The sequence below is a fragment of the Cnuibacter sp. UC19_7 genome (genome assembly GCF_042699995.1).
GTDB lineage: Bacteria > Actinomycetota > Actinomycetes > Actinomycetales > Microbacteriaceae > Cnuibacter.
The window spans coordinates 2674547-2700514 of the sequence record NZ_CP170560.1 but is presented as its reverse complement, the minus strand read 5'-3'; the positions used below and the strand labels follow the sequence as shown (position 1 = coordinate 2700514).

Here is a 25968-nt window from a genome sequence, read left to right as displayed (position 1 = left end):
GGACGAGGAGAGGTAGGCATGTTCTTCCACAAGCAAGAGCTGCAGTTCACCGCGACACCGGCGGGGCCCGACGCCATCCTGGCGCGCCGGATGCAGGAGCTGCTCGGCGGCCAGTACGGCGAGATCACGATCGCGATGCAGTACGGCTTCCAGGCCTGGAACGCGCACATCCCCGGCAAGTACCGGGACCTGCTGTACGGCATCGGCAGCGAGGAGTTCGGGCACGTCGAGATGCTCGCGATCATGATCGCCCAGCTGCTGGAGAAGGCCCCGGTCGAGCAGTCGGAGGAGGCCGCGAAGTCGGACCCCGTGCTCGGTGCGATCATCGGCGGCATGGACGTCCAGCACGCCATCGTCGCGGGAGCGGGCGCCCGGCCGGTCGACAGCAACGGCAACCCGTGGCAGGGGTCGTACATCACCGCATCCGGCAACCTGCTCGCCGACTTCACGGCGAACGCCAACGGTGAGATGCAGGGGCGGCTCCAGGCCGCGCGCATCTACAACATGACGGATGACAAGGGCGTGCGCGAGCTGCTGTCGTTCCTCATCGCCCGCGACACGATGCACCAGAACCAGTGGACGGCCGCCGCCGCCGAGCTCCGCGCCGAGGGCGTCGAGGACCTGCCGGTGCCGAGCAACTTCCCGCTCGGCCAGGAGCAGCGCGAGGTGTCGTACCAGTACCTCAACTTCTCGGACGGACTGACCGCGAAGGACGGATCGTGGGCCTCCGGCCCCACGCCGGACGGGAAGGGCGAGTTCTCGTACCACGACGGCCCCACACGTCGGCACCCATGCCGCCGCCCACGCAGCCCGACCCGCGCCTCTTCGGCACCGACCCGAAGCCGAATCTCATCGACAAGGCGTCGGGTGTCATCAAGGACAAGCTGAGCGACAAGTGACGCTCCACCGGCCGAGCCTGCACGTGCCGGATCCCGAGCAGCTGCCCGCTCCCGTGACGGGCCCGCTCCTGGCGGGCGGGCTGCTCGCCTCCGGAGCCGTGCTCATGGTGCGGTTCGGTGCCTGGCTCGTGGCGGAGCAGCTGCGGACGCACCGCACCGCGCGCTGAGGGCGGGGCGGGGTGCGTCCCCGCACCCCGCTCGCTCGTTCCTCAGACGGCGGGCGGGTTCGCGGCCATGTGGTCGCGCATGGGCAGCAGGTTGCCGAGCGGGGCGTAGTAGCCGGCCGAGGGGATGTCGAACGCGATCCCCGCGATGCCCGCCTGGCCGAACGACGCGGCCCACTCGATCGCGCCGGGCAGCGGCACCGCGAGCAGCAGCGACGACTCCTCGTCGCTCAGCCCGACGCTGCGTCCGCCCTCGCGAGCACGGTCGGGGGTCGTGAACGCGAACAGCATCGGGCCGGGCGACAGCTCGCCCGCGTACGGCTTCGGCGCCTCCTCGGTGCCGCGGGCGAGGAAGATCCAGCGCTCGAGCCCGTAGACCGCGCGCCAGAGGCCGTCCATCGCGGCGAAGCTCTCGGGCTCGGCCCGCAGTCGCGCGGCCTTCCTGTCGATGTCGGCGACGACCTCGGTCGGCGGATCCAGGCGCGGCATCTCAGGTGAGTCCATGGGCTCAGCCTGTCAGATGCCCCCACCGGCCAGCCTGGACGAACGCTCGATCCCGACCGCACAATCTCTGATGCACGGTCGACGCGCGGCGGCAACCCGGTCGCGACCCCGCGGATGCGGACGGTCGATGGGAGTCAGCCTCGACTCCCTTTCCAAAGAACGGATACCCCATGTCCTCACGCAACACCGTCGTCCGATCGATGCACGACCTCGGCCTCGCCGCCTGGTTCGGTGGAACCCTGATGGGCGCCGTGGGCCTCAACGGCGCGACCGCCGAGGCGAAGGATCCGCGGGAGCGGCTGCATCTCTCCTCCGTCGGGTGGGCCAAGTGGGCGCCCGTGCAGTTCGTCGCCATCGTCGTCCACGGCATCGGCGGCGTCGGACTCATCAACGGCAACAAGTCCCGCCTCGCCGGCCAGGGTGAGGCCCGCTCCAACACGACACTGAAGCTCGTGCTCACCGGCGTGGCCGGCGTCGCCAGCCTCTACTCCGGTGCCCTCGGCCGCACGATCGACAAGCACGCGGAGGAGGGCGGCGAGGGTGTCACCGAGCCCACCGCATCCGCCTCGAAGAAGCTCGCCGCGGCGCAGCGCACGCAGAAGGTGCTGCAGTGGGTGCTGCCGCTCCTCACGGGCACCCTGGTCGTGCTCGCCGCTCAGCAGGGCGAGCAGCAGCGACCCCTGAGCGGACTGCTGCACCGGCGCGGCAAGCGCTGAGGCGGGAGTGCACCCTTCGGCGGATCCCTAAGCTGGGCGCATGGATCCGGCGGAGATCGCGCAGGCGGAGGCGACCCTCGATCGGCTGACGTTCCCGGTGTGCTCGATCACCGGCCCGGTCGAGGCCGTGGAGCAGGCGGGCGCCCTGCTCGACGAACGACTGCAGGAGACCGGCTACCGCCGCAAAGAACCCGAGAACCCGTCGCCGTCGGCGTACCTGTACGAGCGCGGCGGGCTCGGCCGATCGGTGCTGGCGGTGGCCGCGGATGCCGCGGTGAGCGGGGGCGGGTCGACCTGGAACCTCAAGCTGCATCTGCTGGTCGAGCGGACCTCGCCGGGTGAGCTGCTGTTCTCGGTGCACGGCGTCGACCCGAGCCTGCGCGCGCGGTTCGACCCCGACAAGACGTTCGGGGAGATGCTGAACGACGTGACGGAAGCCGTGCCCGCGGTGGAGCGGAGCGCGTGGTTCGGGGCGAGCTCCCTCCCGCCGCACCTCGCGTCGTCGCCGACCGGGTTCAAGGCGCTGATCGGCCCCGCCGCGGCCTTCTGGTGGACCTGATCGGGCTCGACGGAGCGGCTCAGGGGTGCTGCTCGGTGCCGATGTCGGTGGCCGTGGCGAGGAGGAACTCGATCGCCTCCTCGACGGAGTTGTGCGGCACGGGCTGCACGCGGTCGACGAGCGCGGCGGGGATGAAGCCGATGCCTCCGTCGATGGTTCGAGCGGCGAACCCGATCACGATGCCCTCCGCGCCCTCGATCTGCACGTCGTAGTGACTCTCCGTACGGCGCACGACGTACTCGGTGGCACCGACGGTCACCGTCTTCGGGGACTTCTGGGCTTCTTCGAGGAACGTCGCATCGGCATCGGTCATGCGACCAGCGTGGCAGGCCGGGCCGGTCGCGGCGAGGGGTTGCGGATCTGGCAGTCGTGCAGGGCCGGATCGACGGGAGGGCGCCACGAGTGTCAGATCCGCGGCGCGGCCTCGGGCCCGGGATGGACGCGGCGGTAGCCGGTGCCGTCCTGCTCGACGAGGCCGAGGTCGGCGAACGCCGACAGCCAGCCCTGCATCGGCCACTCGCCCCAGCGCTCCGCGAACCGGGCACCGTTGCGGAGGATGTCGTCGAGGTGCTGCACCGGCGGGCTCGAGGTCGGGTGGTGCTGGTGGTACGCGTGCGCCCCGCCCACCCAGACCAAGGGGAGCCCGGCGTCCCGGGCACGGAAGGCGAAGTCGGTGTCCTCTCCTCCGTAGCCCTCGTACCCCTCGTCGAATCCGCCGAGCCGGTCCCAGGTCTCCCGCGTGGTCGCGAACGAGAGCGACCAGAACAGCTCGTAGCGGTCGCCGTCGAGAAGCGCGCCGTCAGCGGGCACGGGGCGCGCCGGATGCGGGGCCGTCGCCTCGCGCAGGTCCTCCGGCGTCGACACCGCCGCCCCGGGCGGGAGGTACGTCACCGGCCCGGCGAGCAACGCATCCGGTCTCGCCGCGGCGGCGGCCTCGTAACGCTTGAGCAGCTCGGCGCCGGGGATGCAGTCGGCGTCGAGGAACACGAGGAGCTCCGACGCGTCGCCCGCGCGAGACGCCTCCCGGGCCCCCGCGTTGCGGCCTGCGGCGAGCCGCAGCCCATGCTCGCCCGGGGAGACGTGCACGAGCCGCGCACCGGCTCTGTCGGCGAACTCGGCTCCGTGGGGGAACTCGCTGCGCTCCGGCGGCGACACGTCGAGCCAGACGATGACCCGATCGACCGGATGCGCCCGCAGGTGCTCCTGCTGCCGCTGCACGTGCTCGGCACGGGCGGCGGAGGCGAGGGTGATGACGATGGTCACGAGGTCACCTCGCGGATGCGGTCGGCGGCTCTCTGCGCGGCGCCCGCGACCTCCCACCGGTCCCACTCGGGTCGGAGGCCGAGCGCCCGGTCGAGGAGGCGGGCCCACTCGTCGACCCCGCGCGGGTCGGAGGCGACGATCGCGAGATCGAGCCGCTCGAGGGCGCGGCCCGTGGCGTGCTGCTCCCCGAACGGACGCTCCTGCGGCACCACGACGGCGCGGACTCTGGCCGCCGCGAGGTCGGCGATGCTGTTCTGCCCGGCGGCGGTCACGACCACGTCGGCGGCCTCGAGGTGCGGCCAGGGGTCGGTCGTCCACGACTCGGCAGTCGCCCCGACCTCGGTCACCGTGAGACCGGCCCGCTCGGCGACGAGGCGCAGCCCGTCGCGATCGAGGTGCGGATGCGCGCCCAGCACCACGACACCACCGCCCCCCGAAGCGGGCGGCGGCACCGTCGCGGCTGCAGACGGAACCGGCTCGTACCGGGAGATCCCGCCCGTCCACCGCACCCGGTCGCGCACCGGCAGCAGTGCCGCATCCGACAGCACCCCCTCGGGCCACGGCGCGACGATCGCCGAGGCGGCGCGATACGCGATCCGATGCGGTTCGTCCGTCCGATCGCCGGGCTGCGACATCACGACGGTGGGCAGCCCGAGCAGGCGCGAGAACAGGGCGACCTCGACCGACACGTCGACGACCATCCCGGCCAGCGCCTCGTCTCGTGCGATGTCGGCGATCGCGGCGAGGCGGGCCCGGTGCCCGGCGTGGCCGAGCGGCGCCCAGTGCAGCAGCCCGCCGACCGTCGCATCCGCGTCCTCCGGCGCCTCGGCGGCACCGGTCGCCCCGGCGAACCCGTCGTCGTCGCGGGGCAGCGCGATCCAGCGCGTGCTCGTGGGCAGCGAGGACGGCTCCGGCAGCGACGACAGCACGACGACCGCGCCGTCGAGGTGAGGACGCACGGCGAGGAAGCGGGTGAGGTGGCCGGCGCCGTGGTGGTGCACGTACCAGCCGAGGGTCACGCGCTGATCTCCATCGTCGTCGCCTCGTCGACGGCCTGCCGGAAGAGCTGCTCGAGCGCGAGAGCGCGCCCCTGAGCGTCGAAGCGCCGCTCCGCCGTCCTCCGGGTGAGCCAGCGCGTCTCGGGATGCGCCGAGCCCAGCTCGGCGGCGTGGCTCGCGGCCTCGGCGAGCGCGCGGACGTCGCCGGGCGGTACGAGCGCCGAGGGCAGGGGTGCGATGCTCTCGCCCACCCCGCCCGCGTCGAACGCGACGACAGGCGTGCCCGTGGCGAGCGCCTCGGGGATCACGAGCCCGAACGGCTCGTCCCACATCGGCGTGACCAGCGCGCACGCACTGCGGCCCACGAGGTCGGCGAGCTCGGCCTGCGGAAGCGGGCCGACGTAGCGGACGTCACCGCCGAGGCGCGGCGCGACCTGCTCGTCGAAGTAGTCGCGGTCGCCGATGCGTCCGGCCACGACGAGGGATCGGCCGGTGAGCCGCGCGGCGTCGATCGCGAGGTGCGTGCCCTTCTCGGGGACGATCCGCCCCGACCAGACCAGGGCGTCGCCGCCCTCGCCCAGCGGCCAGCGGTCGAGGTCGACGGAGTTCGGCATGACCTCCGCGTGCACGCCGTGCTGTCTCCAGGCGCGGGCGGTGTGGGCGCTGACCGCGAGGAAGCGCTGCGGCGAGCCGAGCGACGCCGCGTGGGCGGCGAGCATCTCGGGCAGCGGCGGGGTGTGCAGCGTGGTCACGACCGGCACGCCGAGGCCCGCCGCGGCCGAGATCGGGGGGCCCTGCAGGCAGTGGTTGTCGACGATGTCGAACCGGTCCGCGTTCCGGCGGATGTAGGCGAGCGCGTTCTCGAGCGACCGCGACGCGCGCTTCACGTATCCCGTCGGGTAGTCGGTGTCCGATGCGTCCGCATCCGACAGCCACTGCACGCCGGGCATCACGAACTCCGGCGGCGACTCCTCGAGGAAGTCGGACCCCTGCACCGCGCACAGCGTGACCTCATGCCCGCGCTGCCTCAGCTGCTGCACCCGATCCCAGACCATGGCCTCGAGGCCGCCCGCGTGGGGCTGGCGCAGCGGATAGCGCAGTGGGCCGATTACGACGATCCGCAGTCGCTCCGTCGGTGATGGTGTGCCTCTCACGCGATCCTTCCTCGGGCGCGCGCGTAGACCGCGCGGTGGGCCTCTCCGATCCGTCGGCTCTCGAACGCACGCAGGCTCCTGCGCTGCTCGACCAGGGCTCGACGGTCGTCTGCGTCGATGCGGCGCACCCCCGCGAGCGCCGACGCGAGCGAGGCCCCGCCGTCGTCGAGACGGAAGACGGTGACGTCGTCCGGATGCTGCTCGGCGACGAACCCGCATCCGGTGTCGAGCACCGGGACACCGAGGTCCCAGCAGAGCTCTGCGAACCCCGAGTGCGTGCCGTGCGCGTACGGCAGCACGACCGCGTCGAGTCCGCTGATCCACTGCTCGAGCCGGGCGTCGCTCTGGCGCGGGCCGCGGTCCAGGTGCAGGGAGGGCGACGCGGAGGCCAGGGAGCGGATCTCGTCCGCCGCCTTGTCATCGCGCACCGACTCGTTGAGGCGGATCCGCACCGTGACGCTCAGGCCGTCGGCCTGCAGCGCGTCGCTCGCGGCGGCGAGGGCGGCGACGACCGCCGGGCCGGCGATGTTCGGACGGAGATCGCGGAGATGCACCCCGACGACGGTGCCGTCGTGCCGCCGCGCCTCGGGCTCGGGCGAGGGCGAGGGCGAGGTCGTCGCGAGCCTCGGATGCGGGATGACGGTGGCCTCCCGATCCCAGCGCCGGCGGATCTCGCTCGCCGCACCCGGAGTCAGGGTGATGAGTTCGTCGGCGGCGCGGATGACCGAGTCGAGCTGAGCGAGGTGGACGGCCTGATCCTCGAGCTGCGGGTTGGCGAGGTCGTGCACCGTGTAGACGAGAGGGATGCGCGCCTCACGCAGGGCGTAGAGAGCGGCGCGCAGCTGTGCGCTGCTGACCGACTCCATCCCGAAGTGCAGGTGGAGAACGTCGAACTCGCGGTCGTGCGCGCGCAGGTACTCGGGATCGAGGAGGACCGGCGGCCACCACTGGCCGGGCGGGCGCGACGCCACGACGGGCTCAGGGCGCACCCAGACCCCGTCGGCGTCCTCCGTGATCGCGCGGACGTAGGGGTGCTCGGTGGGGACGGCGGCGACGCGGAGGGGGGAATCGGCGTCACGCGTCACAGGTCCTCCGTCTCGCGAGACGCTGGACGGCACCGCCGGGCCGAGCGGAGGTGGTCTCGATCACATCCCGCCCTGTCGAACGTAGGGCGAATGATCCACCTCGGCTCGCGGAGGCGAGCGGGGGTGGCACGTTCGCACCAGAGTGGTACCGTGCCCTCCTCCACCGCTCTCGCGGCCCGCCGCGCCCACTACTCCGACTTCTACGACGCACCCTCTCCCGATGGGCGCCGCGTCGTGCTGTCGATCGGCAACTGCCAGGCGGAGTCGCTGCGGATCGTGCTGCCCGACGACGAGCTGCACACGGTGCGGATCCCTCCCGTGCACGAGCTCACGCCGGCCGACCTGCCTGCGCTCGAGGCGTGGCTGGCGCACACCGACGTGCTGGTGACCCAGCCCATCCGCGACGACTACCGCGGCCTGCCGGTCGGCACCGACCAACTCGTGGCGCGGATGTCATCGACCGCCGATGCGGTCGTCGTGCCCGTCATCCGCTTCGCCGGCCTGTACCCGCGGCACGCGATCATCCGGCCGCCCTCCGATCCGTCGCTCGTCCCGCCCGTGGTGGCGTACCACGACCTCGCGGTGCTGCTCGAGGCCGCCGGGGAGTGGCTGCCCCCGCTCCGGCGGGAGTCGGTGCGGGCCGTCCGCGACGAGTCGATCGGGCAGCTGCGCGCCCGGGAGGAGGCGCATCGCACGATCCCGGTCTCCGACCTCTTCGCGCGGCCTTCCTTCGAGCAGATGCGCACCATCAACCACCCGGGCAACCCCGTCTGGCTCGCCATCGGGCAGCGGGTGCTCGACCGGCTGGGGCTCGACGCCGAGGTGAGGGATCCCGGGCGTCCCCTGCTCGACTCGGTGCATGCGCCGCGTGAGCAGGTCGTGATCGACGCGCTCGGCCTCGGCGCCTCGCCGGAGCCGGCGTGGATCGTGGACGGGCAGCGGGTCGACGTGGAGACGGTCCGGGCCGCGCACCTCGCCTGGTACGCCGAGCATCCGGATGCGGTGGCCACCGGGCTCGCGCGCCACCGCGACGTCATCGGGTTGCTCGGCGCATGACGACATCACCGCTGCCCGCCCTGCTCATCCCCGCCGACGCCCAGCACGGCGTCACCGTGTACGCCCGGAGGATCGCCGACCAGCTCGGCGAGACCGGGATCGACATCGCCGCCGCCGAGCTCGGCGACGGCCCGCTGCACGTGCACTTCACCGACCGGCTGTGGGGGTCGGATCCGGCCGCCGCGGCGGCGGCCTTCGAGCGCGTCGCGTCCGGTCGACGGGTGACGGTGACGCTGCACGACCTGCCGCAGCCGTCGGACGGGGAGCGCAACCTGCCCCGCCGCGCGGACGGCTATGGCCGGGTCGTGCGCGCCGCAACGGGGGTGGTGTGCAACAGCGGGCACGAGGCCGGGCTGTTGCGGCGGTACGTCGACGTGTCCGTGGTGACGACGGTGATCCCGCTGCCGGTGGACCGGGCCGCGGCGGGTGCGGTGCCTGCACCGGCGTCGGTGGACCCGGCCGCGGCGGCGGCCGATCTCGAGCCTTCCGCGCCGCCCGCGCCTGCTTCCGCTGCGCCCGCCTCAGCCGCGGGTCTCAAGGGGGCGAGCGTCGCGATCCTCGGATTCGTGTACCCGGGCAAGGGGCACGAGCCCGCGCTGCGCGCCGCGGCCGACCTCGTCTCGGAGCACGGCGGCGTCCGTGTGGAGGCACTCGGCCGACCCTCCGCCGGGCACGAGGTCGACGTCGAGCGCCTCGCGGAGCTCGCCACCGACCTGGACGTCGGGTTCGAGGTGACCGGCTACCTCGACGACGAGGCGTTCCTCGAGCGGTGCCGTCGCGCATCCGTGCCGGTCATCGCGCACGAGCACGTCTCGGCCTCCGGGTCGCTCGCCTCGTGGCTGGAGGCGGGCCGCCGGCCGCTCGTCGTGCGCAGCGCGTACATGGAGGAGATGGCGTCGCTCCACCCGGGTGCGCTCACCCTCGTCGAGCCCGATGACCTCGCCGGGGCCATCTCCCGGGCGCTGAGCCGGCCGAGCACCACCTGGCTCGATGACTCGGCGCGCCTCGGGCCCGATCTCGCGGCCACCGCGGCGTCGTACCGTCGCTTCTGGGCGGAGACCCTGGCGTGACCGACTCTCCCCGCGCCCGCGGGGTCGCGGTGGTGGGCAACGACTGGTCGGCGCTTGACGGGCTCGTCCCGGATCCGGTGCCGCTCGTGTCGGTGATCGTGCCCTACTACGACCAGCCCGCCGAGCTCGGCCGCACGCTCCGCGCCCTGGAGCGGCAGACGCATCCGCGGTTCGAGGTGATCGTGGTCGACGACGGGTCGCCGGAGGCGCCCGTCGTGCCGCCGCACGTGCGCCTGCTGCGGATGCCCGACCTCGGCTTCCGGGCCGCGGCGGCGCGCAACCTCGGTGCGGCGCACGCGAGCGGCGACGTGCTCTGCTTCCTCGACGCCGACACCTCGCCCGAACCCGGGTACCTCGAGGCGCTCACCCGGCTGCCTTCCCTCACCTCGGACGCGGTCACCGTCGGACGGCGACGGCACGCCGATCTCGCCCGCGCGGCCGACGCCGCGCCGATCGAGGAGCTCGGGCCGCAGCATGAGCTCGACGAGCCCGGGTGGCTGCGCGATGCCTACGCGGCGAGTCGCGACCTCCTCGACGCCGACCACCGCTCGTACCGGTTCGTGATCTCGGCCGTGCTGGCCTGCGGCCGTGAGCTCTTCGACGAGACCGGCGGCTTCGACGAGCGCTTCGACAGATACGGCGGAGAGGACTGGGAGTGGGCGCACCGGGCCTGGATGCGCGGCGCCGTCCTCGCCCACGTGCCGTCCGCCGTGGCGTGGCACGACGGCCCCGACCTCGCGGGCCGGGTGGACCCGCACGAGCTGCGGCGGCGGAAGAACCACGAGACCCTCGCTCTGTTCGACCTCATCGGTGTGCCGGGCTCGGTCGGACGCGGCGTACGCAGCGCGGCATCCGACGTCGTGGTCGACCTGCCGGGCACCGATCCGGCGGCCGTGCTGCTCTGTGCCGACGTGCTACTCGAGGCCGTCCCTCAGGCGCGCATCCTGGTCGACGACGCGCTCGAGTCGCTCGCGCCGGGGGACGACCGGATCCGCCCCGGGACAGGCGCGGAGTTGCTCCGGGAGGCGGCCAGGGTACGGGTCGCGGTCTCGTCGCCGTTCGCGGTGCCGCGCGCCTCGCGCGAGGAGTTCGGGCGGACGCTCGCCGACGCTCTCGAGACCGTCGGCGTGGGCGACCTGGGCACGGTGCTCCTGACGGAGGCGTCGGGCGACGTCGTGCTCTCGATCGAAGCCGCGCGGGCGAGCGCCCGCCGCGCGCGCCGACCCGAGGCGCACACGTTCGCGACGGTCACGCGCGCGGCACCCGTGCATCCGATCGACGGGGAGGTCGACCTCGAGGGTCACCTCGCTGGCTGGCGGTGAACCCTCACCGGCACGATGTCTACTCCGACGAGTGGTCGCGGGTCCAGCTCACGTCGGGGTGCACCCGGTAGGCGACCATCCCCTCGCGGAGGTCGTAGTCGGCGCCGGTGTACTTCCGCGCCAGCCGGTCGACGATCTCGTACGCCGCCTCCCCCTCGAGCCGCTCCACCGCGCGGCCGCGCACGAACGCCATGTCGAGGGCGTTGTCGGGGTTCGTCACCGAGAACGCGATCCGCGGATCCCCCGCGAGGTTCCGATCCTTCCGCGAGCCCGCCTCCATGAACAGCTCGAGCCCGTCGTCCGTCGTCCCCACCCACACCGGCACGGTGTGCGGCGCCCCGTCGGGCATCAGCGTCGCGACGTGCGCCACCGTCACCCGGTCGAAGTACGGCCGCACGTGTGTCCATTCCCTGCTCACGCTGCTCCTCTCGTGAAGTCTCTCCCCTCCACCTTCGCACGAGCGGGAGCAGGGGCGCCCGCCTCCGGATGCCTGGTCAGCGGGCTGCGTGACGCGGTACGTCGCGGTCGTCCTCGTCGGGTGCCGATCGGTCCAGGACCACGCCCTCCCGGTCTCCGCCGTTCCCGCCCGCGAAGTGCAGCCGGAGCCGCTGCTCCTCCTCGGGCGTGAGCCCCTCGTCGCCGTCGACCTTGGGCGCCGACTTCACGAGGTCCTTGTCGAAGGCGACGAACACGTCGTCGTGCTCCCAGGTGGCGTCTTCGAGAGGCACGTAGACGGTGTGACCGACGAGCGTGCCGACGTGGGTCGTCGCCCAGGTGGGATGACCGTCCACGACATCGACGAGCACCCCGGTGATCCTCCCGAGTCTGACGCGGTCCGATCCGTACAGGGTCGCGCCGACGATGGACTGGATGTTCGTGGCGGGCAGCACGACTACCTCCCCAATCCGGCGCGGTCGACGCGACGGTGGAACCGCATCCCAGCCGCACCCCCGAGGAGCGCCCCGACGAGGCTCGCGACGGCGAGCACCACGGCGGTGATGATGCCGGTGAGGGTGAGCGCGCCCTCGGCGATCGGGATGCGCGGGAAGCTGTCGAGGTTCGCCAGGATGTTGAACTGACTGCCGGCGATCGCACCGATGACCGCCACCACGATCGCGATGAGCACGGCCCACAGCCAGACGGCCAATCCCTGCTTCACGCCGTCGAAGCGAGCCATCCGCCCGGCCACGTAGCCGCCGCAGAAGTAGGCGACGAGGAGCACGACCACCAGGGCGATCGATCCGACGATGCCGATCGTGGTCGTCTCGTTCTCGTCGAGGTCGGCCTGGCCGTCGGTGATGCCGAGCCCGAGCGCGGTGCCGGCCGCCGCCAGCAGGGCCGTGAGGATCACGCCGGTGCCGGTCGCCGTGAGCCAGCCGAAGAACGCCGACCCGAACTTGAACCCGCCGAACCGGCGGCGCTCGCGTTCGACCACCTCCTCGCGGAGGGTGGCTCGATCCTCGATCGGCACGGAGCTGGGCTGCGCCTCGGTGGGCGGGACCGACCGGGGCGCGGTCGACCGGTCGCCGCCTGGCGGCACGGACGTCGTCCGGTCGACGGGGATCGAGCCTGCGGCTGCTCGGTCGCGTTCGTCAGGGGTCGTCATGATCGGGCCTTCCTCTGTGTACACCGTCGTCGATTCCCCCAGTCGGCACCTCGCTCGGCTCGTCGGCAAGGGGTAGCGCGAACCCCGCTCTGGTGCTTCCCCCGGGGAAGCTCCAGAGAAGCGGGAGTACCGTGAAACGCATGCGTGCAGTGACTCATCCCGTGTTCGGCGAGGCCTCCGAGGTGCTCGAGATCTCTGAGCTCCCCGTCCCCGAGCCCGGGCCCGGAGAGGTGCGCCTCCGCATCCTGCTCTCCCCCATCCACAACCACGACCTCTGGACGATCCGCGGAACCTACGGCTTCAAGCCCGAGCTGCCCGCGCGCACCGGCACCGAGGCGGTCGGCGTCGTCGATGCGCTCGGCGAGGGCGTCGACCGCCTCCAGGTGGGCCAGCGCGTCGCCACCGGCGGCACCTTCGGTGTGTGGAGCGAGTACGCCGTGGCCAAGCCGGCCGGCCTCATCCCCGTGCCCGACGGCATCGACGACGAGACGGCAGCGCAGCTGATCTCCATGCCGTTCAGCGCACTCAGCCTGCTCGACTACCTCGACGTGAACGAGGGCGACTGGATCGTGCAGAACACCGCCAACGGCGCCATCGGCCGCCTCCTGGCGCGCTTCGCGGCGGCGCGCGGCGTCCGCGTGCTGGGCCTCGTGCGACGCGACGCCGGAGTCGATGAGCTCGCGGCCGTCGGCATCCACGACGTCGTCTCGACCGAGGACGACGGGTGGCGTGATCGCGCCGACGCGATCCTCGCCGGCGCCCACCCGCGCGCCGCGGTCGACTCCGTGGGCGGCACCGCCGCGGGCGACCTCCTGTCCCTCCTCGGTGAGGGCGGGACGCTCGTCTCGTTCGGCGCGATGGGGTCGGGCGACCTCTCCCTGTCGTCGGGCGACCTCATCTTCAAGCAGCTCACCGTGAAGGGCTTCTGGGGCAGCCGCGTCAGCGCCGACATGGATGCGGACAAGCGCCGCGCCCTCTTCGGCGAGCTGCTGCAGCGGGTCGGCTCGGGCGAGGTGCAGCTCCCCGTCGAGGCGGTCTACCCCGCCGACGAGGCCCGCGCGGCGGCCGCGGCCAGCGCCGTCCCCGGCCGAGCGGGCAAGATCCTCCTCCGCTTCTGACCCGTCTCCCGCGGTTCCGCCACACTGGTGGCGTTTCGCCATGCGCATGCGTGTGGCGAAACGCCAAAGATGTGGCGGAACCGGATTCGGACGGGCGGGCGCCGGGGGGTGGGGGGCCGTCAGGCCGCGAGGGCGGACATCCACGCCTCGACGGCGTCGGGGGTGTGCGGGAGGGCGGCGGAGAGGTTGACGCTCGCGGTCTCCGTCACGACGAGGTCGTCCTCTATGCGGATGCCGAGGCCGCGGAGCTCCTCGGGCACGGTGAGGTCGTTGCGCTGGAAGTAGAGACCGGGCTCGACCGTGAGGGTGTGCCCCGCGGCGAGGCGGCCGGTGAGGTACGAGCCGACGGGGGCGTGGTTGCAGTCGTGCACGTCCATGCCGAGCATGTGGCCCGCGCGCGAGATGGTCCAGCGCCGCTGGTACTGGTTCGCGGGCGCGAGGGCCTCGTCGAGCGAGCAGCGGAGCAGCCCGAGGTCGATGAGGTCGGCGGCGAGCGAGCGAGAGCACGCGTCCTGGTAGTCCTGGAACGCGACGCCGGCGCGGAGGGTGTCGATGCCCGCCTGCTGGGCGCGGAGCACGATCGAGTACACGTCGCGCTGCAACGGAGTGAAGGTCCCCGTCACGGGGAACACGCGCGTGATGTCGGCCGAGAACAGGCTCGAGAGCTCGACGCCCATGTCCATGAGCACGACGTCGCCGTCGCGCAGCGGGCCGTCGTTCGCGGTCCAATGCAGCGTCGTCGCGTGATCGCCCGAGCCGACGACCGAGCCGTACGCCGGCCCCTCCCCCTCGAGGCGCGAGCGGCGGTGGAACGTGCCCTCGAGGTGGCGCTCGCCGCGGGGTGCCGCGCGCGCCGCCTCCCACTCGCGGAGGCAGTCCTCGAAGCCGCGGGCGGTGACGTCGACGGCGAGCTGCAGCTGCGCCAGCTCCCAGTCGTTCTTGATGAGCCGCAGCTCGTCGAGCGTCGACTTCAGCAGCAGGTGCGGCGCGAGGTCGGGGCCGCAGAGGCCGCGCACGAGGTCGTCGACGCGCTCGTCGAGCGTCGGAACCACGCGGATGCGCCGGGCCCGGCGGGCGGCCTGGGCGAGGTCGGCGTCGAGCGCCGACAGGGGGCGGGTCTCGAGACCGAGCGCGACCGCCGTCTCGGCGAGGGTCGGCCGCGGGCCGACCCAGAGGTCGCCGAGGGCCGGATCCTGCCAGAACTCGTCGGTCTCGCGGCCGGACGGCGGCAGCAGGTAGAGCACCGCATCGGCCTCGCCGCCCGTGGTGTCGAGCACGAGCACGCTGTCGGCGACGGTGTTGCCGGTGAGCCACACGTGGTCGGTGCCGGGCCGGAACGTGTAGTCGGTGTCGTTGGAGCGCACCCGCGCGGTGCCGGCGGGGATGATGAGCAACTCGGCGGGCAGCGCCTGCGCGAGCCGCGCCCGACGCTCGACGGCGTACGTGACGACGGGGTTGTCAGGCGCGAGCACGGGAGGCATGTCGCCCCAGCCGGCGAGCATGAACTCGCCGTTGCCGGGCAGCGGCGCCCGATTCGGGGCCCCGGGCATCCGCCAGAGGGGCGCCGAGGGATGCGCCTCGACCACCATCAGAGCGTCCGCTCGAGGGCGCCGGGCACGTCGACGAGCCAGCCCTCGCGATCGGCGTCGACGGGCGCGACGGGCACGCGCCCCTCGCCGTCGGGCAGCGGGATCGCCGCGAGGAGGGCCTGCGTGTACGGATGCATCGGGCTCTGCCAGACGGCCTCCGTCTCACCCGACTCGACCACGCGCCCGCGGTACATCACGAGCACGCGGTCGGCGATGCGGCGCACCACCGAGAGGTCGTGTGAGATGAAGAGCATCCCGGCGCCCGCCTCGACGCTCAGCGAGCGCATGAGGGCGGCGACGCTGGTCTGGGTCGACGCGTCGAGCGCCGAGATGGGCTCGTCGGCGACGAGCATCCGCGGCCGTGCGGCGAGTGCGCGGGCGATCGCGATGCGCTGCTTCTGCCCGCCCGAGAACTGGTGCGGGTAGCGGTCGACCATGGCCGGGTCGAGCCCGACGCGGCGCAGCCAGTCGGCGGGGTCGGATCCGGCGTCGCCGCGGGCGAGCGCCGCGCGCACGCCGTCCTGCAGCTGGTCGCCGATGCGTCGGCGAGGGTTGAGCGACGAGTTCGGATCCTGGAACACCATCTGCAGGCCGGTCTGCGTCGAATCGCGGCGGCGCAGGCCGAGCGGTCGCACCTCGTCGCCGTTCAACCGCACGGAGCCGGAGCGACGCCTCTCGATGCCGACGACGGCGCGCGCGAGGCTCGACTTGCCGCATCCGCTCTCGCCGACCAGCGCCACGACCTCGCCGGGAGCGACCGTGAAGCCGACGCCGTCGACCGCGCGGAGCGGTGGGCGGCGGCCGTACTCGACGACGATGCCGTCGGCCTCGAGCACCGGTGCTGCGGTCATCGGGTGGCCCCCTTGGAGTCGGGATCGATCGAGTCGACCGCCTCGACCTCAGCTCGAGAGTCGAGGTCGTCGGCCGCGACCGCACCGCGACCGGCGATGAGGTCGTCGACCAGCTCGTCGGGCGTCTCCTCGAACGAGGAGCCGGGCAGTGCGGCCAGCAGGGAGCGTGTGTACTCGTCCTGCGGATCGGTGAACAGCTGCCGGCGCGGGGCCGACTCGACGACGACACCCTGCCTCATCACGGTGACCACGTCGGCGATCGCGCTCATCACGCCGAGGTCGTGGGTGACGAGCAGCACGCTGAGTCCGCTGTCGTCGACGAGCTCGCGCAGCAGCTGCAGCACGCCCGCCTGCACGGTGACGTCGAGCGCGGTCGTGGGCTCGTCGGCGAGCAGCACCGACGGGTCGCACGCCAGCGCGACCGCGATCGCGATGCGCTGACGCTGCCCACCCGAGAACTGGTGCGGGTACTTCTTCAGCGCGCCCGCCGCATCCGGCACCCGCACCCGGTCGAGCAGCTCGACCGCGCGCGTGCGCGCATCCGCCGCCGACAGCCCGAGGTGGTGCCGCATGTGGTCGGTGAGCTGCCGCCCGATCTGCAGCTGCGGATGCAGGCTGGTCGACGGATCCTGGAACACCATCGCGATGCGGCGGCCGCGGATCGCGCCGAGCGTGCGGCGCGAGGCGCCGACGAGCTCGACGTCGTCGCCGCCCGCTCCCGCCCCGGCCAGGCGGATGCTGCCGGACGCCGTCATGCCGCCGGGCAGCAGGCCGAGCACGGCGAGCGCCGTCATCGTCTTGCCCGAGCCCGACTCCCCGGCAAGCCCGTGGATGCCTCCGCGGGCCAGGGTGAGGTCGATGCCGTCGACGATCGCGCGTCCGCGCGCGGTGATGTGCAGGTCGCGGATGCGCAGGGCGTCGCCCGGCAGTCTCGTCGCGTCGCTCACAGCGTCGGCCCTCCCCCGCGGATCGTGGACGAGGTCGGATCGAGCGCGTCGCGCAGGGCGTCGCCCACGAAGTTGAACGCGATCACCACGGTGAGGATCGCCAGGCCCGGGAAGACGCCGATCCACCAGGCGTCGAAGTTCTTGATCGCGTCGGACACCATCGAGCCCCACTCCGCTGTCGGCGGCTTCGCGCCGAGCCCGAGGAACGACAGGCCCGAGAGCAGCAGGATCGCCGTGCCGATGTCGAGGCTGGCCAGCACGAGCACGGGGCCCACGATGTTGGGCGCGATGTCGCGGCCGAGCGAGCGCAGCGGCGAGAACCCGAGGAGTTGGCCGGCGACGACGTAGTTCGATCCGCGGAGGCCGAGGACGAGCCCGCGGGTGAGCCTCGCGTACGACGGCCACGACACGATGAGCGCGGCGAGCACGGCGTTGAGGAGCGACGCGCCGAGTGCGGCGGCGATCACCATCGCGAGGATGACGGTGGGGAACGCCATCACCAGGTCGGTGACGCGCATCGCCACCTCGTCGACCGCGCGGCCGAAGAACCCCGCCACCGCGCCCACGATCGCGCCGATGAGCACGGACAGCACGACGAGCAGCAGCGCGAGCGGGATCGTCACCTGAGCGCCCCAGATGACGCGGGAGAAGACGTCGCGACCCAGAGCATCCGTGCCCATCAGGGTGCCCTCGCCGGGCGGCTGCAGGATGGGGAGGTCCTGGGCGATCGGGTCGTGCGGCGCGATCACGGGCGCGAGGATCGCAACGACGATCCACGCGAGCGCGACGCCGGCGCCGATGAGCCCGAGCGGGGCCGACCAGCGCCCGAGCCGCAGCCGCGGGCGGCGCCAGCGCGGCGACGCCGTGTCGATCGGGTCGAGCACGCCGGCGCCGACGCCGTCGCGCGACCCGGCGGGTGCGCCGTCGCGGGGGTCGGGGGTGGTGGAGGTGCGCGGCGAGGTCACGAGGCCAGCCTCACTCTCGGGTCGAGCACGCCGTACAGGAGGTCGACGACGAGGTTGACGAGCAGGTACATCACACCGATGAGGAGGCCCACACCCATGACCCCGGGGAGGTCGAGGTGGGAGGCGGCCTGGTAGGCGTACGAGCCGATGCCCGGCCAGGCGAAGATGGCCTCCACGAGCACGGTGCCGCTCAGCAGGCTTCCGAACGCGAGCCCCACCACGGTGAGGATCGGGATGCTCGCCCCGCGGAGGACGTACGACCAGATCACGGTGCGGCCGGGGAGCCCCTTGGCGCGCGCCGCGCGGACGTAGTCCTGATCGAGCACCTCGAGCACGGCGGTGCGCACGAAGCGGGTGAGGAGACCCACCGTGTACAGCGTGAGCACGAGCACCGGGAGGAAGAGGTGCGCCATCGCGTCGAGGAACGTGTCGAGCTGCCCGACGAGGAGCGCGTCGACCGTGTACATCCCGGTGACCGTGGGAGGCGTGGTGTAGTCGCTGCTCAGCCGCCCGGATCCGGGGGCGATGTGCAGCTGGAAGTAGAAGACGTAGTAGAGCACCAGCGCGAGCCAGAAGGTCGGCACGCTGAGGCCCGCGAGCGACACGACCCGGAGCACGTGGTCGGACGCCTTGCCGCGGCGGTGCGCGGCGATCGTGCCGAGGACGACGCCGATGATCACGCTGAGCACGATCGCGCCGATCGCGATCTCGAGTGTGGCGGGCAGCGCCTTCGCGAGATCGGACGCCACCGGGTTGTGCGTGGTCGTCGAGGTGCCGAGGTCGCCGTGCAGCAGGTTGCCGAGGTACGTGAAGTACTGCACCACGAGCGGCTGGTCGAGCCCGTACTGCGCGCGGAACTGGGCCACGATCGCCGGGTCCTCCGCCGCCCGCTGGCCGAGCGCGGCGGCGACCGGGTCGCCGGGGACGAGGTTCGTCAGGATGAACGTGACGAGGGTCACGCCCACCACGAGGAGCAGCGACGTGAGGACGCGCCGCAGCGCGTAGCGGAGGAAGGGGTGAGCCGCCCGGCCCCCACGCGCACGTGGGGACCGGACGGCCGTGTCGCTGCGAGACAACGCTGCTACTTGCTGCCGAGCTTCGCGATGTCGAGGGTCCACACCGCGTTGTAGACCACGTTGTCGACCTTCGAGGCCGCGGCGATGTTGTTGCCGGGCTGCAGCAGCGGGATGAACGGGCCGTCGGCGTTGAGCGCGGTCTGGAGGTCCTCGAAGCGCGACTGGCGCTCATCCGTGCTGCCACCGGCGGCGGCGGCGTCGGCGAGGGTCGAGATCGCGGGGTTCGCGCCCGCCGGCCAGCCGGCGCGGAGGCCCACCACGTTGCCCGGGGTGAACACGAGGTAGTCGCTCGGGTCCGGGTAGTCCGGGCCCCAGTACCAGAGGCCGATGGTCTCGGTGCCGTTGCGGTACGCGTCGAGCTCGGTCGCGACCGGAGCCGGGGCGAGCTCGACGTTCACGCCGATCTCCTTCAGCTGCGACTGGATGCGCTGGGCGATCGTCGGGAAGTCGAGACCGTTCAGCGTGATGTCGCTGGGGAAGTTGAGCGTGACGCTCTCGCCCGCGTAGCCGCTCTTCGCGAGGTCGGCCTTGGCGGCGTCGAGGTCCTGCGTGAGCTTCTCGTCCGCGGGGAGGGCGCCGAGCAGCATGCTCGGGATGACCCCGGCCGCCTGGGCGGTGCCGGTGCCGGCGATCGACACGAGGTCGTCGTAGTCGATGGCCTCCTTGACCGCCTTCACGAAGTCGGGGTTGGAGGTGATGTTCGAGACGCTCGGGTTCTGGTTGAGCAGCAGGAAGATCACGTTCGCGGACGGGTCGCTGGTGACGGCGACCGCGTCGCCGAGGCCCTGCGCCTGCGTGCCCGAGAGGTCGAGCGCGATGTCGGCGCTGCCGCCCTGCACGTTGATCTTCTGCGTGGCACCCTCGACGTTCTGGATGACCACGCGGCCGAAGGCCGGCTTCTGCCCGTCGTACTTGTCGTTCGTGGTGAGCACGACCTGCGACGCGAGGTCGAGCGAGTCGAGCACGTACGGGCCGGAGCCTGCCGAGTGCGAGTTGAGGTACTGCTCGGCGGTGTCGGTCTCGTCGGTGGTGCCGCCGTTCTCCTTGACGACCTTCGAGTTGAGGATGCCGAGGGCCGGGTTGGCGAGGATCGCCGGGAGCGCCGGGGTGGGCGTCGCGGTGGTGAGCACGACCGTCTTGTCGTCCTTCTTCGTGACGGTGACGCCGTCGAGGAGGAACGAGGGGTTGCCCTTCAGGCCGATCACGCGCTGCAGCGAGAACACCACGTCGTCGGCGGTCATGGTGCTGCCGTCGGAGAAGGTGTGGTCGCCGTTCAGGGTGAGGGTGAACTCCGTGGCGTCGTCGTTCTGCGAAAGGCTCGCGACGCCGTCGACGACCTTCGAGACGTCGCCGCCCTCGAAGGTGAGGAGGGTCTCGTAGAGCGCCTTGTCGACCAGCTGCCCGGTGGGCTCGTACATGCGGCCCGGATCGGCGGTCTTGAGGTCGAACGTCTTGTCGATGGTCAGCGTCTGGTTGCTGCCGTCAGCGCTGTCGGTCTTGCCCGACGCGCATCCGGTGGCGACGAGCGCGAGCGAGACCGCTGCTGCGGCGATCGCGACTCGGGCCGGGGTGGAGCGGAAAACCATGGAGGCCTCCTGAAGGAATGGATCACTTGGACGGTGTGGAGGTACTTTGGCACAATTCCGAGCCGAACGTCTTGCTTGACGGAGCCCTTCCAGACGGAATAGCGTCGCTTCACTGCATTGGAGGCGAAATGTCGAACACTGAGAAGCGGTCTGGCGGTCCGGCTGGACAAATCCATCCGCCGCTCGACGAGGTCAACCTGCGCATCCTCGAGATCCTCCGCGAGGACGGCCGCATCTCGATGTCGGCTCTCGCCGAACGCGTCAACGTGTCCCGTGCGAGCGTCTACAGCCGCGTCGAGCAGCTCACCGCATCCGGGGTCATCGCCGGGTTCTCGGCCATGATCGACCCCGGGAAGGTGGGTCTCGACATCTGCGCGCTCGTCTTCGTGACGGTGCATCCGCAGTCGTGGCACCGCTTCCGCGAGGGCATCCTGCAGATGCCCGACGTCGAGTACTGCTGCGTCACGACGGGCGAGCACGACGCTATGCTCATCGTCCGCTCGACGGACGTCGGCGGCGTGCACGACTTCGTCACGGGGGTCGTCGCGGCGCGGCCCGAGGTGAAGTCGGTCGTGTCGGTGGTCGTGCTCGACGAGGTGGTGCGGAAGTCCTACGTGCTGCCGAGCGACATCCCCGACCGCTCGGGCTCCACGAACCGCCTCGGGATGACGCGCTTCACCACCGCCGGCAACGGCCGCGACACCGCGCTGTAGCCCCCCTGATTCGTCAGGGGAGCTTCGGCAGGCCTAGACCTCGACGCAGATGCTCACGTGATCGACCCCGTCGATCACGAAGTCCTCGACGAGCCGGATGCGTCCCGCCTCCGCCGTCTCGACGCGGCTCGCGCTCGACCCGGTGACGACCATCCCGCCGTCGAGGAGGACGTGCGCGAAGGTCACCGACAGCGCGTCGCCGACACGCGTGCCCAGGAAGCGTCCGAACGTCACCGTGTCGCCCTCGTAGTCGCCCCAGACGACCCCATCGCGCTCGGAGTACCAGAACCGCGACGGCGACTCCGGGTCGACGGCGCTGTTAGTCGACGACTCCATCACGAACTCGCGACCGTCGAGGCTCGGGGCGGATGCGGCGGGCACGTCGAGTCGTTCGTTCACAGTCGAAGAGTATGCATCACGCGACGTGGTGTCTGGATGGGATCGTCGCTTTGTTTCCTGTGGTCTGCGCCGCCACACACTTCTCTGGATGTTCTGCGTCCGAGAGGCACTGGATCGCTCAATGAGTCCGATGTAAAGCTTTTGCCGAATGGGTAATTTTGCGCAATGGGCAATTTATGTTTACGGTGATGGCATGACAGACGACGCCTCCCTCCGCGAGCGGAAGAAGCTCGCGGTCCGCGAAGCGCTGAGCGTGACCACGGTGCTGCTCACACGAGAGCGCGGGCTCGACAACGTCCGGGTCGAGGACATCGTCGAGGTCGTCGGCGTCTCCCGCCGCACCTTCGGGAACTACTTCTCCAGCAAGGAGGATGCGATCGCCGACCGGCACGTGCAGCGCGTGCGCGCCGCGGCGGCAGACCTCCTGCAGCGCCCGCGCGAGGAGCCGCTCTGGTCGGCCATCACGGAGGCGCTCCTCGCCCCCTACGAGGCCGCGGACGCGGACATCCCCTCGCGAGACGAGCAGACCGGGCTGCTCGCGGTGCTCTCCACGCCCGGCATGCAATCCGCGGTGGATCGCGGAGCCCGTACCGCGAACGCCGTGTTCGCCGAGGCGATCGCCGTCCGTTCTCACGCGGCGCCGAACGACCCGCTGCCCGGCCTGTTGTCGGCGGCTGCGCTGTCGACGCTGCTGGCCACCCTCGAGGCGTGGGTGGCGCGGGGCGAGGCTCAGCCCCTGCCGCCGTTCCTCCGCGACGCCTTCCAGCTGCTCGGCGCCGGCCTCGACCGGCTGGTCTGACGAGCATCCGACACCGTCATGAAAGAAGGCCACCATGTATGACGTCATCATCGTCGGAGGAGGACCCGTCGGCGTCTTCGTCGCGTGCGAGCTGAAGCTCGCGGGCGTGGAGCCCCTGGTCCTCGAACGCCTCCCCGAGATCAACCAGTGGGACAAGGCGCACGGCCTCACCGGCCAGGTCGTCCACCTCCTCGACCACCGCGGCCTGTTCGAGCGGTGCGCCGGCACCCCCGTCCCGACCGCGGCCCCGAGCTTCTTCTTCGGCGCCCTGCCGCTGCCGTTGCACGTGCTCGGCGACCGGAACCCGATGTATCTGCTCCACATCAATCAGCGGGACCTCGAGCGCGCTCTTGGAGAACGCGCTGCCGAGCTGGGCGTCGAGATCCGGCGCGGGGTCGAGATGAGCTCCTTCGCCCAGCGGGCCGGTGTCGTCGACGTTCACACGAGAGACGTCGCGACCGGGAGGGAGAGCACTCTGACGGCTCGGTACCTCGTAGGCAGCGACGGCGCTCGGAGCACCGTCCGCAAGATGTCCGGCATCGGCTTCCCCGGCAACACCGACCACCACATCGTCGACCGCACGGTCTTGATCGCCCCCACCGATCAACTGACGCCGGCGGGGCCAGGCAGGGTGCTCGTCGCGGGTCTCGGCGAGATAGCGGAGAACTTCCATCGCACCGAGACCGGGGTCGTCACGATCGCGCTCCGCGACCCGGAGCATCCGCTGGTCTACACCGCGGAATGGGAGGACCAGCCGGATCGCAGCTTCCCTGGCGATGGGGCGCCGACGACGCTGACGGAGATGGAGGACAGCCTCGAGCGGGTGCTCGGCGTCCGCCTCGAGCTGTCCCCGCCCGCCGAGGGCGAGCCGACGCTGCTGCGACGCCTCAGCGGCCGGAACACCCGGGTGGCGGACCGGTACCGCGATGGGAACGTCTTCCTTCTCGGCGACGCGGCGCACGTCCACTCCGCCGCCGGCGGCCCCGGGTTGAACCTCGCTCTCCAGGACGCGGCGAACCTCGCGTGGAAGCTCGCTGCGGATCTCCGCGGCTGGGCTCCCGCCGGTCTGCTCGACTCGTACGAGTCCGAGCGGCGTCCGCTGGGAGAGCGCGTCTTCATGCAGACCCAGGCGCAGACCGCGCTCATGGCCCCCGGCGCCGACGTCACGGCCCTCCGCGACCTGTTCACGGAGATGCTCACCGACACGCACACCGTGCAGCGGATCGCCGACCTGCTCGCCGGCGCCGACGTCCGGTACGACATGGGCGCCGCGGCCGCGGACGGCCCGACGGGGTGGTTCGTGCCTTCGAGCGAGGTCGAGCTCGCCGACGGGACCGTCCGCCGGATCCCGGAGCTGCTGCGCAGCGCCCGCCCCGTCCTGCTCGATTCGGTGGGCGACCACCGCGACGCCGCGGCCGGATGGGCGGACCGCGTCGACTATGTGCCGGTGGCGAGCCCCGTCGCGACGGGTGCCGTGCTGATCCGCCCCGACGGGTTCGTCGCCTGGTCGCACGCTGATCCGACACCCCTCACCGAGGCGCTCTCACACTGGTTCGGCGCGCCCTCGGCGTCGAGGGCGGCGGCGTAGCTCATGGACATCCCTGTCCTCGGCGCGGCGATCGTGTCGATCAGCGGTGCGCTCTTCGCCACGGCCTCCGTGTGGAGCGTGATCGGACTTCTCCTCCGTGATCCGGACCGATCGATGATCTCGGCGGCCTCCCGGAGTCACCTCCTCACGTCGGCGCTCATCGTCATCGCAGGCCTGGTCACGCACATCGTCGGCTTCTTCCCGGAGGCCTTCGCCCTCCTCTACGCCGGCGGTGCGTCGATGGTGGTCGCCGCGGTCGGCGTCCGGGCGTCGCGGCGGCGGATCCCGCGTCGGGTGGGGGTGCCGGGCATCCTGGCGGCCGCCGGCCTCGTGGTGCTCAGCGTCGGCCTCCTCCTCGGGCTCGGCGCTTAGCCGCGGGGTTCGCTGATCGGTCGGCTGCGGATCCGGGGGAACCATCGATCGGGAGCCCCCCGCGCGTGACCCGAGCCGGCGCGGCCGCCATCACTCCCGGAGTCGCGGAAGCGCGACGGATGCCGCCGCCACGACCAGCTGCAGGATCACCAGGGCGCCGCCGAGCACGGCGATCGCGAGGGTGGCGCTCGTCGGGAGCAGGGTGCTGAAGAGGGAGCCGAGCACCGCGACGCCGAGGGCGAGTCCCGCCTGCTGTGTCGCGACCATGACACCGCTGCCGACCCCGGCGACCGCGGGCGGGACGTCAGCGAGGACCGTGCGGAAGAGCGCCCCGACGCCCAGGGCCTGACCGCATCCGGTGAGGATGAGGGCAGCCAGGACGAGCGGGAGCGATGGGTCGTGCGGTGCGCTGATCATCGCGACGGTGACCGCGCCGATCCCCGCGGCCTGGAGGAGGCCGCCCACGATCAGCACTCCGCGCCCGAAGCGGCGCAGCAGGGCGGGCACCGCGAACGACGTCGCGACGTAGACGAGGGTGGTCGGGGTGATGGCCAGGCCGGAGAGCAGCGGGTCGAGCCGGAGGACGGTCTGCGAGGTCAGCGCGAACGCGAAGAGGAACCCGCTGAAGGCGATGAAGAACGTCAGCACCAGCGGCAACCCGCGGCGCATCGACCTCGTCCGGAGGATCGACGGCGGAAGGAGCGGAGCCCTCCCGCGCCGCTCCGCCCTCACCTCGACCCGCGCCAGCGCGACCGCGGCGGGGATCACGAGAATGAGCAGCACGATGCACCACCACGGCCAGCCCGTCGTCGGCCCCTCGGTGAGCGGGAGCAGCACGCCGACGAGGACGACGCCCAGGAGCACGATGCCGAGCGGGTCGAGTCCGGAGGAGGGCGCCCGCGTCTCCGGGACGGTGTGTCGCAGGAGCGCCAGAGCGAGGATGCCGAAGGGCACGTTCACGAGGAACACCACACGCCAGCCCAGTCCCGCCGGGTCGGCCTGGATGAGCAGCCCGCCGACGAGCTGCCCCGCGATCGAGGCGAGCCCTCCCGCCACCGCGTATCGGCTGATGGCCACGGCCCGAGCCCGACCTGTCAGGACGGCCTGCACGGTGGCGAGAGCCTGCGGAGCGAGCAGCGCGGCCGCGCCGCCCTGCACGATGCGCGCGGCGATGAGCCATCCGACCGAGGGGGCGAGTCCCGCTCCGAGCGACGAGAGGGTGAACAGCGCGAGGCCGAGGGCGAAGATCCTCCGCCGCCCGAATCGGTCGCCCAGTCGCCCGCCGGGCACGAGGAGGAGCGCGTAGGCGAGGGCGTAGCCGGCGACCACGAGCTCGAGCTCGCCCGCCGTCGCGCCGAGGTCGGCCGAGAGGCTGGGCAATGCCACGTTGGTGATGAAGAGGTCGAGGTTCGCCAGGAACGGCCCGATGAGGAGGGTGACGAGGCCCCACCGTGACAGAGTGGGCGCGCTGCCGGTCTTCACCGAGGTGTCTGCGATCATGGTCCCCAGGATCGATCCCGGCGCATCCTGGTACCAGAGCCTCACGACACGGGTATCAGCGGTACCTGG

28 protein-coding genes and 1 pseudogene are annotated in these 25968 nt (G+C 72.1%); 12 read left to right on the top strand and 17 right to left on the bottom strand.

The annotated features are described in order from the left end of the window. Window positions 1-18 precede the first annotated feature (18 nt). Together ACFJGV_RS12870 and ACFJGV_RS12865 are read left to right on the top strand one after the other, a co-directional pair. A pseudogene (locus ACFJGV_RS12870) lies at window positions 19-899 on the top strand (manganese catalase family protein). Then, window positions 896-1066, top strand: a complete 171-nt coding sequence (locus tag ACFJGV_RS12865; protein ID WP_378144354.1) for a hypothetical protein — start codon at window positions 896-898, stop codon at window positions 1064-1066. The pseudogene ACFJGV_RS12870 and the gene ACFJGV_RS12865 overlap by 4 nt, the downstream one beginning before the upstream one ends. A 42-nt stretch (window positions 1067-1108) precedes the next feature. Here ACFJGV_RS12865 and ACFJGV_RS12860 read toward each other — a convergent pair whose 3' ends face one another. Beyond that, complete coding sequence (locus tag ACFJGV_RS12860) at window positions 1109-1567, bottom strand: hypothetical protein (protein WP_378144353.1); 459 nt, start codon at window positions 1565-1567, stop codon at window positions 1109-1111. Window positions 1568-1737: 170 nt separating this feature from the next. On the opposite strand from ACFJGV_RS12860, the gene ACFJGV_RS12855 reads away from it, so the two are divergent. Both ACFJGV_RS12855 and ACFJGV_RS12850 read left to right on the top strand, forming a co-directional pair. Beyond that, window positions 1738-2283: a hypothetical protein gene (locus ACFJGV_RS12855; RefSeq protein WP_378144352.1), complete on the top strand. Its 546-nt coding sequence runs from the start codon at window positions 1738-1740 to the stop codon at window positions 2281-2283. 40 nt (window positions 2284-2323) lie between these two features. Next, window positions 2324-2842 (top strand): hypothetical protein, encoded by a 519-nt coding sequence (locus ACFJGV_RS12850; protein ID WP_378144351.1) that lies wholly within the window; start codon window positions 2324-2326, stop codon window positions 2840-2842. A 19-nt stretch (window positions 2843-2861) separates the two neighbouring features. Here ACFJGV_RS12850 and ACFJGV_RS12845 read toward each other — a convergent pair whose 3' ends face one another. The 5 genes from ACFJGV_RS12845 to ACFJGV_RS12825 all read right to left on the bottom strand — a co-directional run bounded on the left by ACFJGV_RS12845 (window position 2862) and on the right by ACFJGV_RS12825 (window position 7342). After that, the gene (locus tag ACFJGV_RS12845) at window positions 2862-3155 is read right to left on the bottom strand and encodes a hypothetical protein (protein ID WP_378144350.1); all 294 of its coding nucleotides are present in this window, start codon (window positions 3153-3155) and stop codon (window positions 2862-2864) included. Between the two features lie 92 nt (window positions 3156-3247). Continuing rightward, window positions 3248-4105: a glycosyltransferase family 2 protein gene (locus ACFJGV_RS12840; protein WP_378144349.1), complete on the bottom strand. Its 858-nt coding sequence runs from the start codon at window positions 4103-4105 to the stop codon at window positions 3248-3250. Next, the gene (locus ACFJGV_RS12835; protein WP_378144348.1) at window positions 4102-5124 is read right to left on the bottom strand and encodes a glycosyltransferase; all 1023 of its coding nucleotides are present in this window, start codon (window positions 5122-5124) and stop codon (window positions 4102-4104) included. The genes ACFJGV_RS12840 and ACFJGV_RS12835 overlap by 4 nt, the downstream gene beginning before the upstream one ends. Then, window positions 5121-6257 carry a glycosyltransferase gene (locus ACFJGV_RS12830; RefSeq protein ID WP_378144347.1) on the bottom strand — a complete coding sequence of 379 codons (1137 nt, stop codon included), beginning with the start codon at window positions 6255-6257 and terminating at the stop codon, window positions 5121-5123. Before ACFJGV_RS12830 ends, ACFJGV_RS12835 begins: the two co-directional genes overlap by 4 nt. Then, on the bottom strand, window positions 6254-7342 hold the full coding sequence (locus tag ACFJGV_RS12825) for a glycosyltransferase (protein WP_378144346.1): 1089 nt from the start codon (window positions 7340-7342) through the stop codon (window positions 6254-6256). The genes ACFJGV_RS12830 and ACFJGV_RS12825 overlap by 4 nt, the downstream gene beginning before the upstream one ends. Before the next feature lie 150 nt (window positions 7343-7492). On the opposite strand from ACFJGV_RS12825, the gene ACFJGV_RS12820 reads away from it, so the two are divergent. From ACFJGV_RS12820 to ACFJGV_RS12810, 3 genes are read left to right on the top strand one after another with little or no spacing between them, the layout of a single operon-like run. Continuing rightward, window positions 7493-8398 (top strand): WcbI family polysaccharide biosynthesis putative acetyltransferase, encoded by a 906-nt coding sequence (locus ACFJGV_RS12820; protein ID WP_378144345.1) that lies wholly within the window; start codon window positions 7493-7495, stop codon window positions 8396-8398. Next, a complete protein-coding gene (locus ACFJGV_RS12815; RefSeq protein ID WP_378144344.1) occupies window positions 8395-9468 on the top strand; it encodes a hypothetical protein in 1074 nt (357 codons plus the stop codon). The genes ACFJGV_RS12820 and ACFJGV_RS12815 overlap by 4 nt, the downstream gene beginning before the upstream one ends. Next, window positions 9465-10790 carry a glycosyltransferase family 2 protein gene (locus tag ACFJGV_RS12810; RefSeq protein ID WP_378144343.1) on the top strand — a complete coding sequence of 442 codons (1326 nt, stop codon included), beginning with the start codon at window positions 9465-9467 and terminating at the stop codon, window positions 10788-10790. The genes ACFJGV_RS12815 and ACFJGV_RS12810 overlap by 4 nt, the downstream gene beginning before the upstream one ends. 19 nt (window positions 10791-10809) lie before the next feature. On the opposite strand, the gene ACFJGV_RS12805 is transcribed toward ACFJGV_RS12810, so the two are convergent. The 3 genes from ACFJGV_RS12805 to ACFJGV_RS12795 form a co-directional block, all read right to left on the bottom strand. After that, on the bottom strand, window positions 10810-11208 hold the full coding sequence (locus ACFJGV_RS12805; protein WP_378144342.1) for a pyridoxamine 5'-phosphate oxidase family protein: 399 nt from the start codon (window positions 11206-11208) through the stop codon (window positions 10810-10812). A gap of 76 nt (window positions 11209-11284) precedes the next feature. After that, window positions 11285-11680, bottom strand: coding sequence for a PRC-barrel domain-containing protein (locus ACFJGV_RS12800; protein ID WP_378144341.1), 396 nt, complete (start codon window positions 11678-11680; stop codon window positions 11285-11287). A gap of 2 nt (window positions 11681-11682) precedes the next feature. Continuing rightward, window positions 11683-12396 carry a hypothetical protein gene (locus ACFJGV_RS12795; RefSeq protein ID WP_378144340.1) on the bottom strand — a complete coding sequence of 238 codons (714 nt, stop codon included), beginning with the start codon at window positions 12394-12396 and terminating at the stop codon, window positions 11683-11685. 140 nt (window positions 12397-12536) lie between these two features. Between ACFJGV_RS12795 and ACFJGV_RS12790 the strand changes: the two genes are divergently transcribed. Beyond that, complete coding sequence (locus ACFJGV_RS12790; protein WP_378144339.1) at window positions 12537-13514, top strand: zinc-binding dehydrogenase; 978 nt, start codon at window positions 12537-12539, stop codon at window positions 13512-13514. 119 nt (window positions 13515-13633) lie between these two features. On the opposite strand, the gene ACFJGV_RS12785 is transcribed toward ACFJGV_RS12790, so the two are convergent. Genes ACFJGV_RS12785 through ACFJGV_RS12760 form a run of 6 tightly spaced genes read right to left on the bottom strand, consistent with a single transcriptional unit; the run spans window position 13634 to window position 20528 of the window. Next, the gene (locus tag ACFJGV_RS12785; RefSeq protein WP_378144338.1) at window positions 13634-15103 is read right to left on the bottom strand and encodes an aminopeptidase P family protein; all 1470 of its coding nucleotides are present in this window, start codon (window positions 15101-15103) and stop codon (window positions 13634-13636) included. Continuing rightward, window positions 15103-15954 carry an ATP-binding cassette domain-containing protein gene (locus ACFJGV_RS12780; protein ID WP_378144337.1) on the bottom strand — a complete coding sequence of 284 codons (852 nt, stop codon included), beginning with the start codon at window positions 15952-15954 and terminating at the stop codon, window positions 15103-15105. Before ACFJGV_RS12780 ends, ACFJGV_RS12785 begins: the two co-directional genes overlap by 1 nt. Continuing rightward, window positions 15951-16901: an ABC transporter ATP-binding protein gene (locus tag ACFJGV_RS12775; RefSeq protein WP_378144336.1), complete on the bottom strand. Its 951-nt coding sequence runs from the start codon at window positions 16899-16901 to the stop codon at window positions 15951-15953. The genes ACFJGV_RS12780 and ACFJGV_RS12775 overlap by 4 nt, the downstream gene beginning before the upstream one ends. Beyond that, a complete protein-coding gene (locus ACFJGV_RS12770) occupies window positions 16898-17866 on the bottom strand; it encodes an ABC transporter permease (RefSeq protein ID WP_378144335.1) in 969 nt (322 codons plus the stop codon). The genes ACFJGV_RS12775 and ACFJGV_RS12770 overlap by 4 nt, the downstream gene beginning before the upstream one ends. Further along, the gene (locus ACFJGV_RS12765; RefSeq protein ID WP_378144334.1) at window positions 17863-18942 is read right to left on the bottom strand and encodes an ABC transporter permease; all 1080 of its coding nucleotides are present in this window, start codon (window positions 18940-18942) and stop codon (window positions 17863-17865) included. Before ACFJGV_RS12765 ends, ACFJGV_RS12770 begins: the two co-directional genes overlap by 4 nt. 5 nt (window positions 18943-18947) lie before the next feature. After that, window positions 18948-20528: an ABC transporter substrate-binding protein gene (locus ACFJGV_RS12760; protein WP_378144333.1), complete on the bottom strand. Its 1581-nt coding sequence runs from the start codon at window positions 20526-20528 to the stop codon at window positions 18948-18950. Between the two features lie 128 nt (window positions 20529-20656). Here ACFJGV_RS12760 and ACFJGV_RS12755 point away from each other — a divergent pair, with 128 nt between their 5' ends. After that, complete coding sequence (locus ACFJGV_RS12755) at window positions 20657-21241, top strand: Lrp/AsnC family transcriptional regulator (protein ID WP_378144332.1); 585 nt, start codon at window positions 20657-20659, stop codon at window positions 21239-21241. A gap of 33 nt (window positions 21242-21274) precedes the next feature. On the opposite strand, the gene ACFJGV_RS12750 is transcribed toward ACFJGV_RS12755, so the two are convergent. After that, window positions 21275-21640, bottom strand: a complete 366-nt coding sequence (locus tag ACFJGV_RS12750) for a hypothetical protein (RefSeq protein ID WP_378144331.1) — start codon at window positions 21638-21640, stop codon at window positions 21275-21277. Between the two features lie 193 nt (window positions 21641-21833). On the opposite strand from ACFJGV_RS12750, the gene ACFJGV_RS12745 reads away from it, so the two are divergent. Genes ACFJGV_RS12745 through ACFJGV_RS12735 form a run of 3 tightly spaced genes read left to right on the top strand, consistent with a single transcriptional unit; the run spans window position 21834 to window position 24399 of the window. Further along, window positions 21834-22439: a TetR family transcriptional regulator gene (locus tag ACFJGV_RS12745; RefSeq protein ID WP_378144330.1), complete on the top strand. Its 606-nt coding sequence runs from the start codon at window positions 21834-21836 to the stop codon at window positions 22437-22439. Between the two features lie 34 nt (window positions 22440-22473). Continuing rightward, entirely contained in the window at window positions 22474-24027 is a 1554-nt protein-coding gene (locus ACFJGV_RS12740; RefSeq protein ID WP_378144329.1) for an FAD-dependent monooxygenase, read from the top strand. 3 nt (window positions 24028-24030) lie between these two features. Further along, window positions 24031-24399: a hypothetical protein gene (locus tag ACFJGV_RS12735; protein WP_378144328.1), complete on the top strand. Its 369-nt coding sequence runs from the start codon at window positions 24031-24033 to the stop codon at window positions 24397-24399. Window positions 24400-24489: 90 nt separating this feature from the next. Here ACFJGV_RS12735 and ACFJGV_RS12730 read toward each other — a convergent pair whose 3' ends face one another. Continuing rightward, window positions 24490-25899, bottom strand: coding sequence for an MFS transporter (locus tag ACFJGV_RS12730; protein ID WP_378144327.1), 1410 nt, complete (start codon window positions 25897-25899; stop codon window positions 24490-24492). Window positions 25900-25968: the final 69 nt, after the last annotated feature.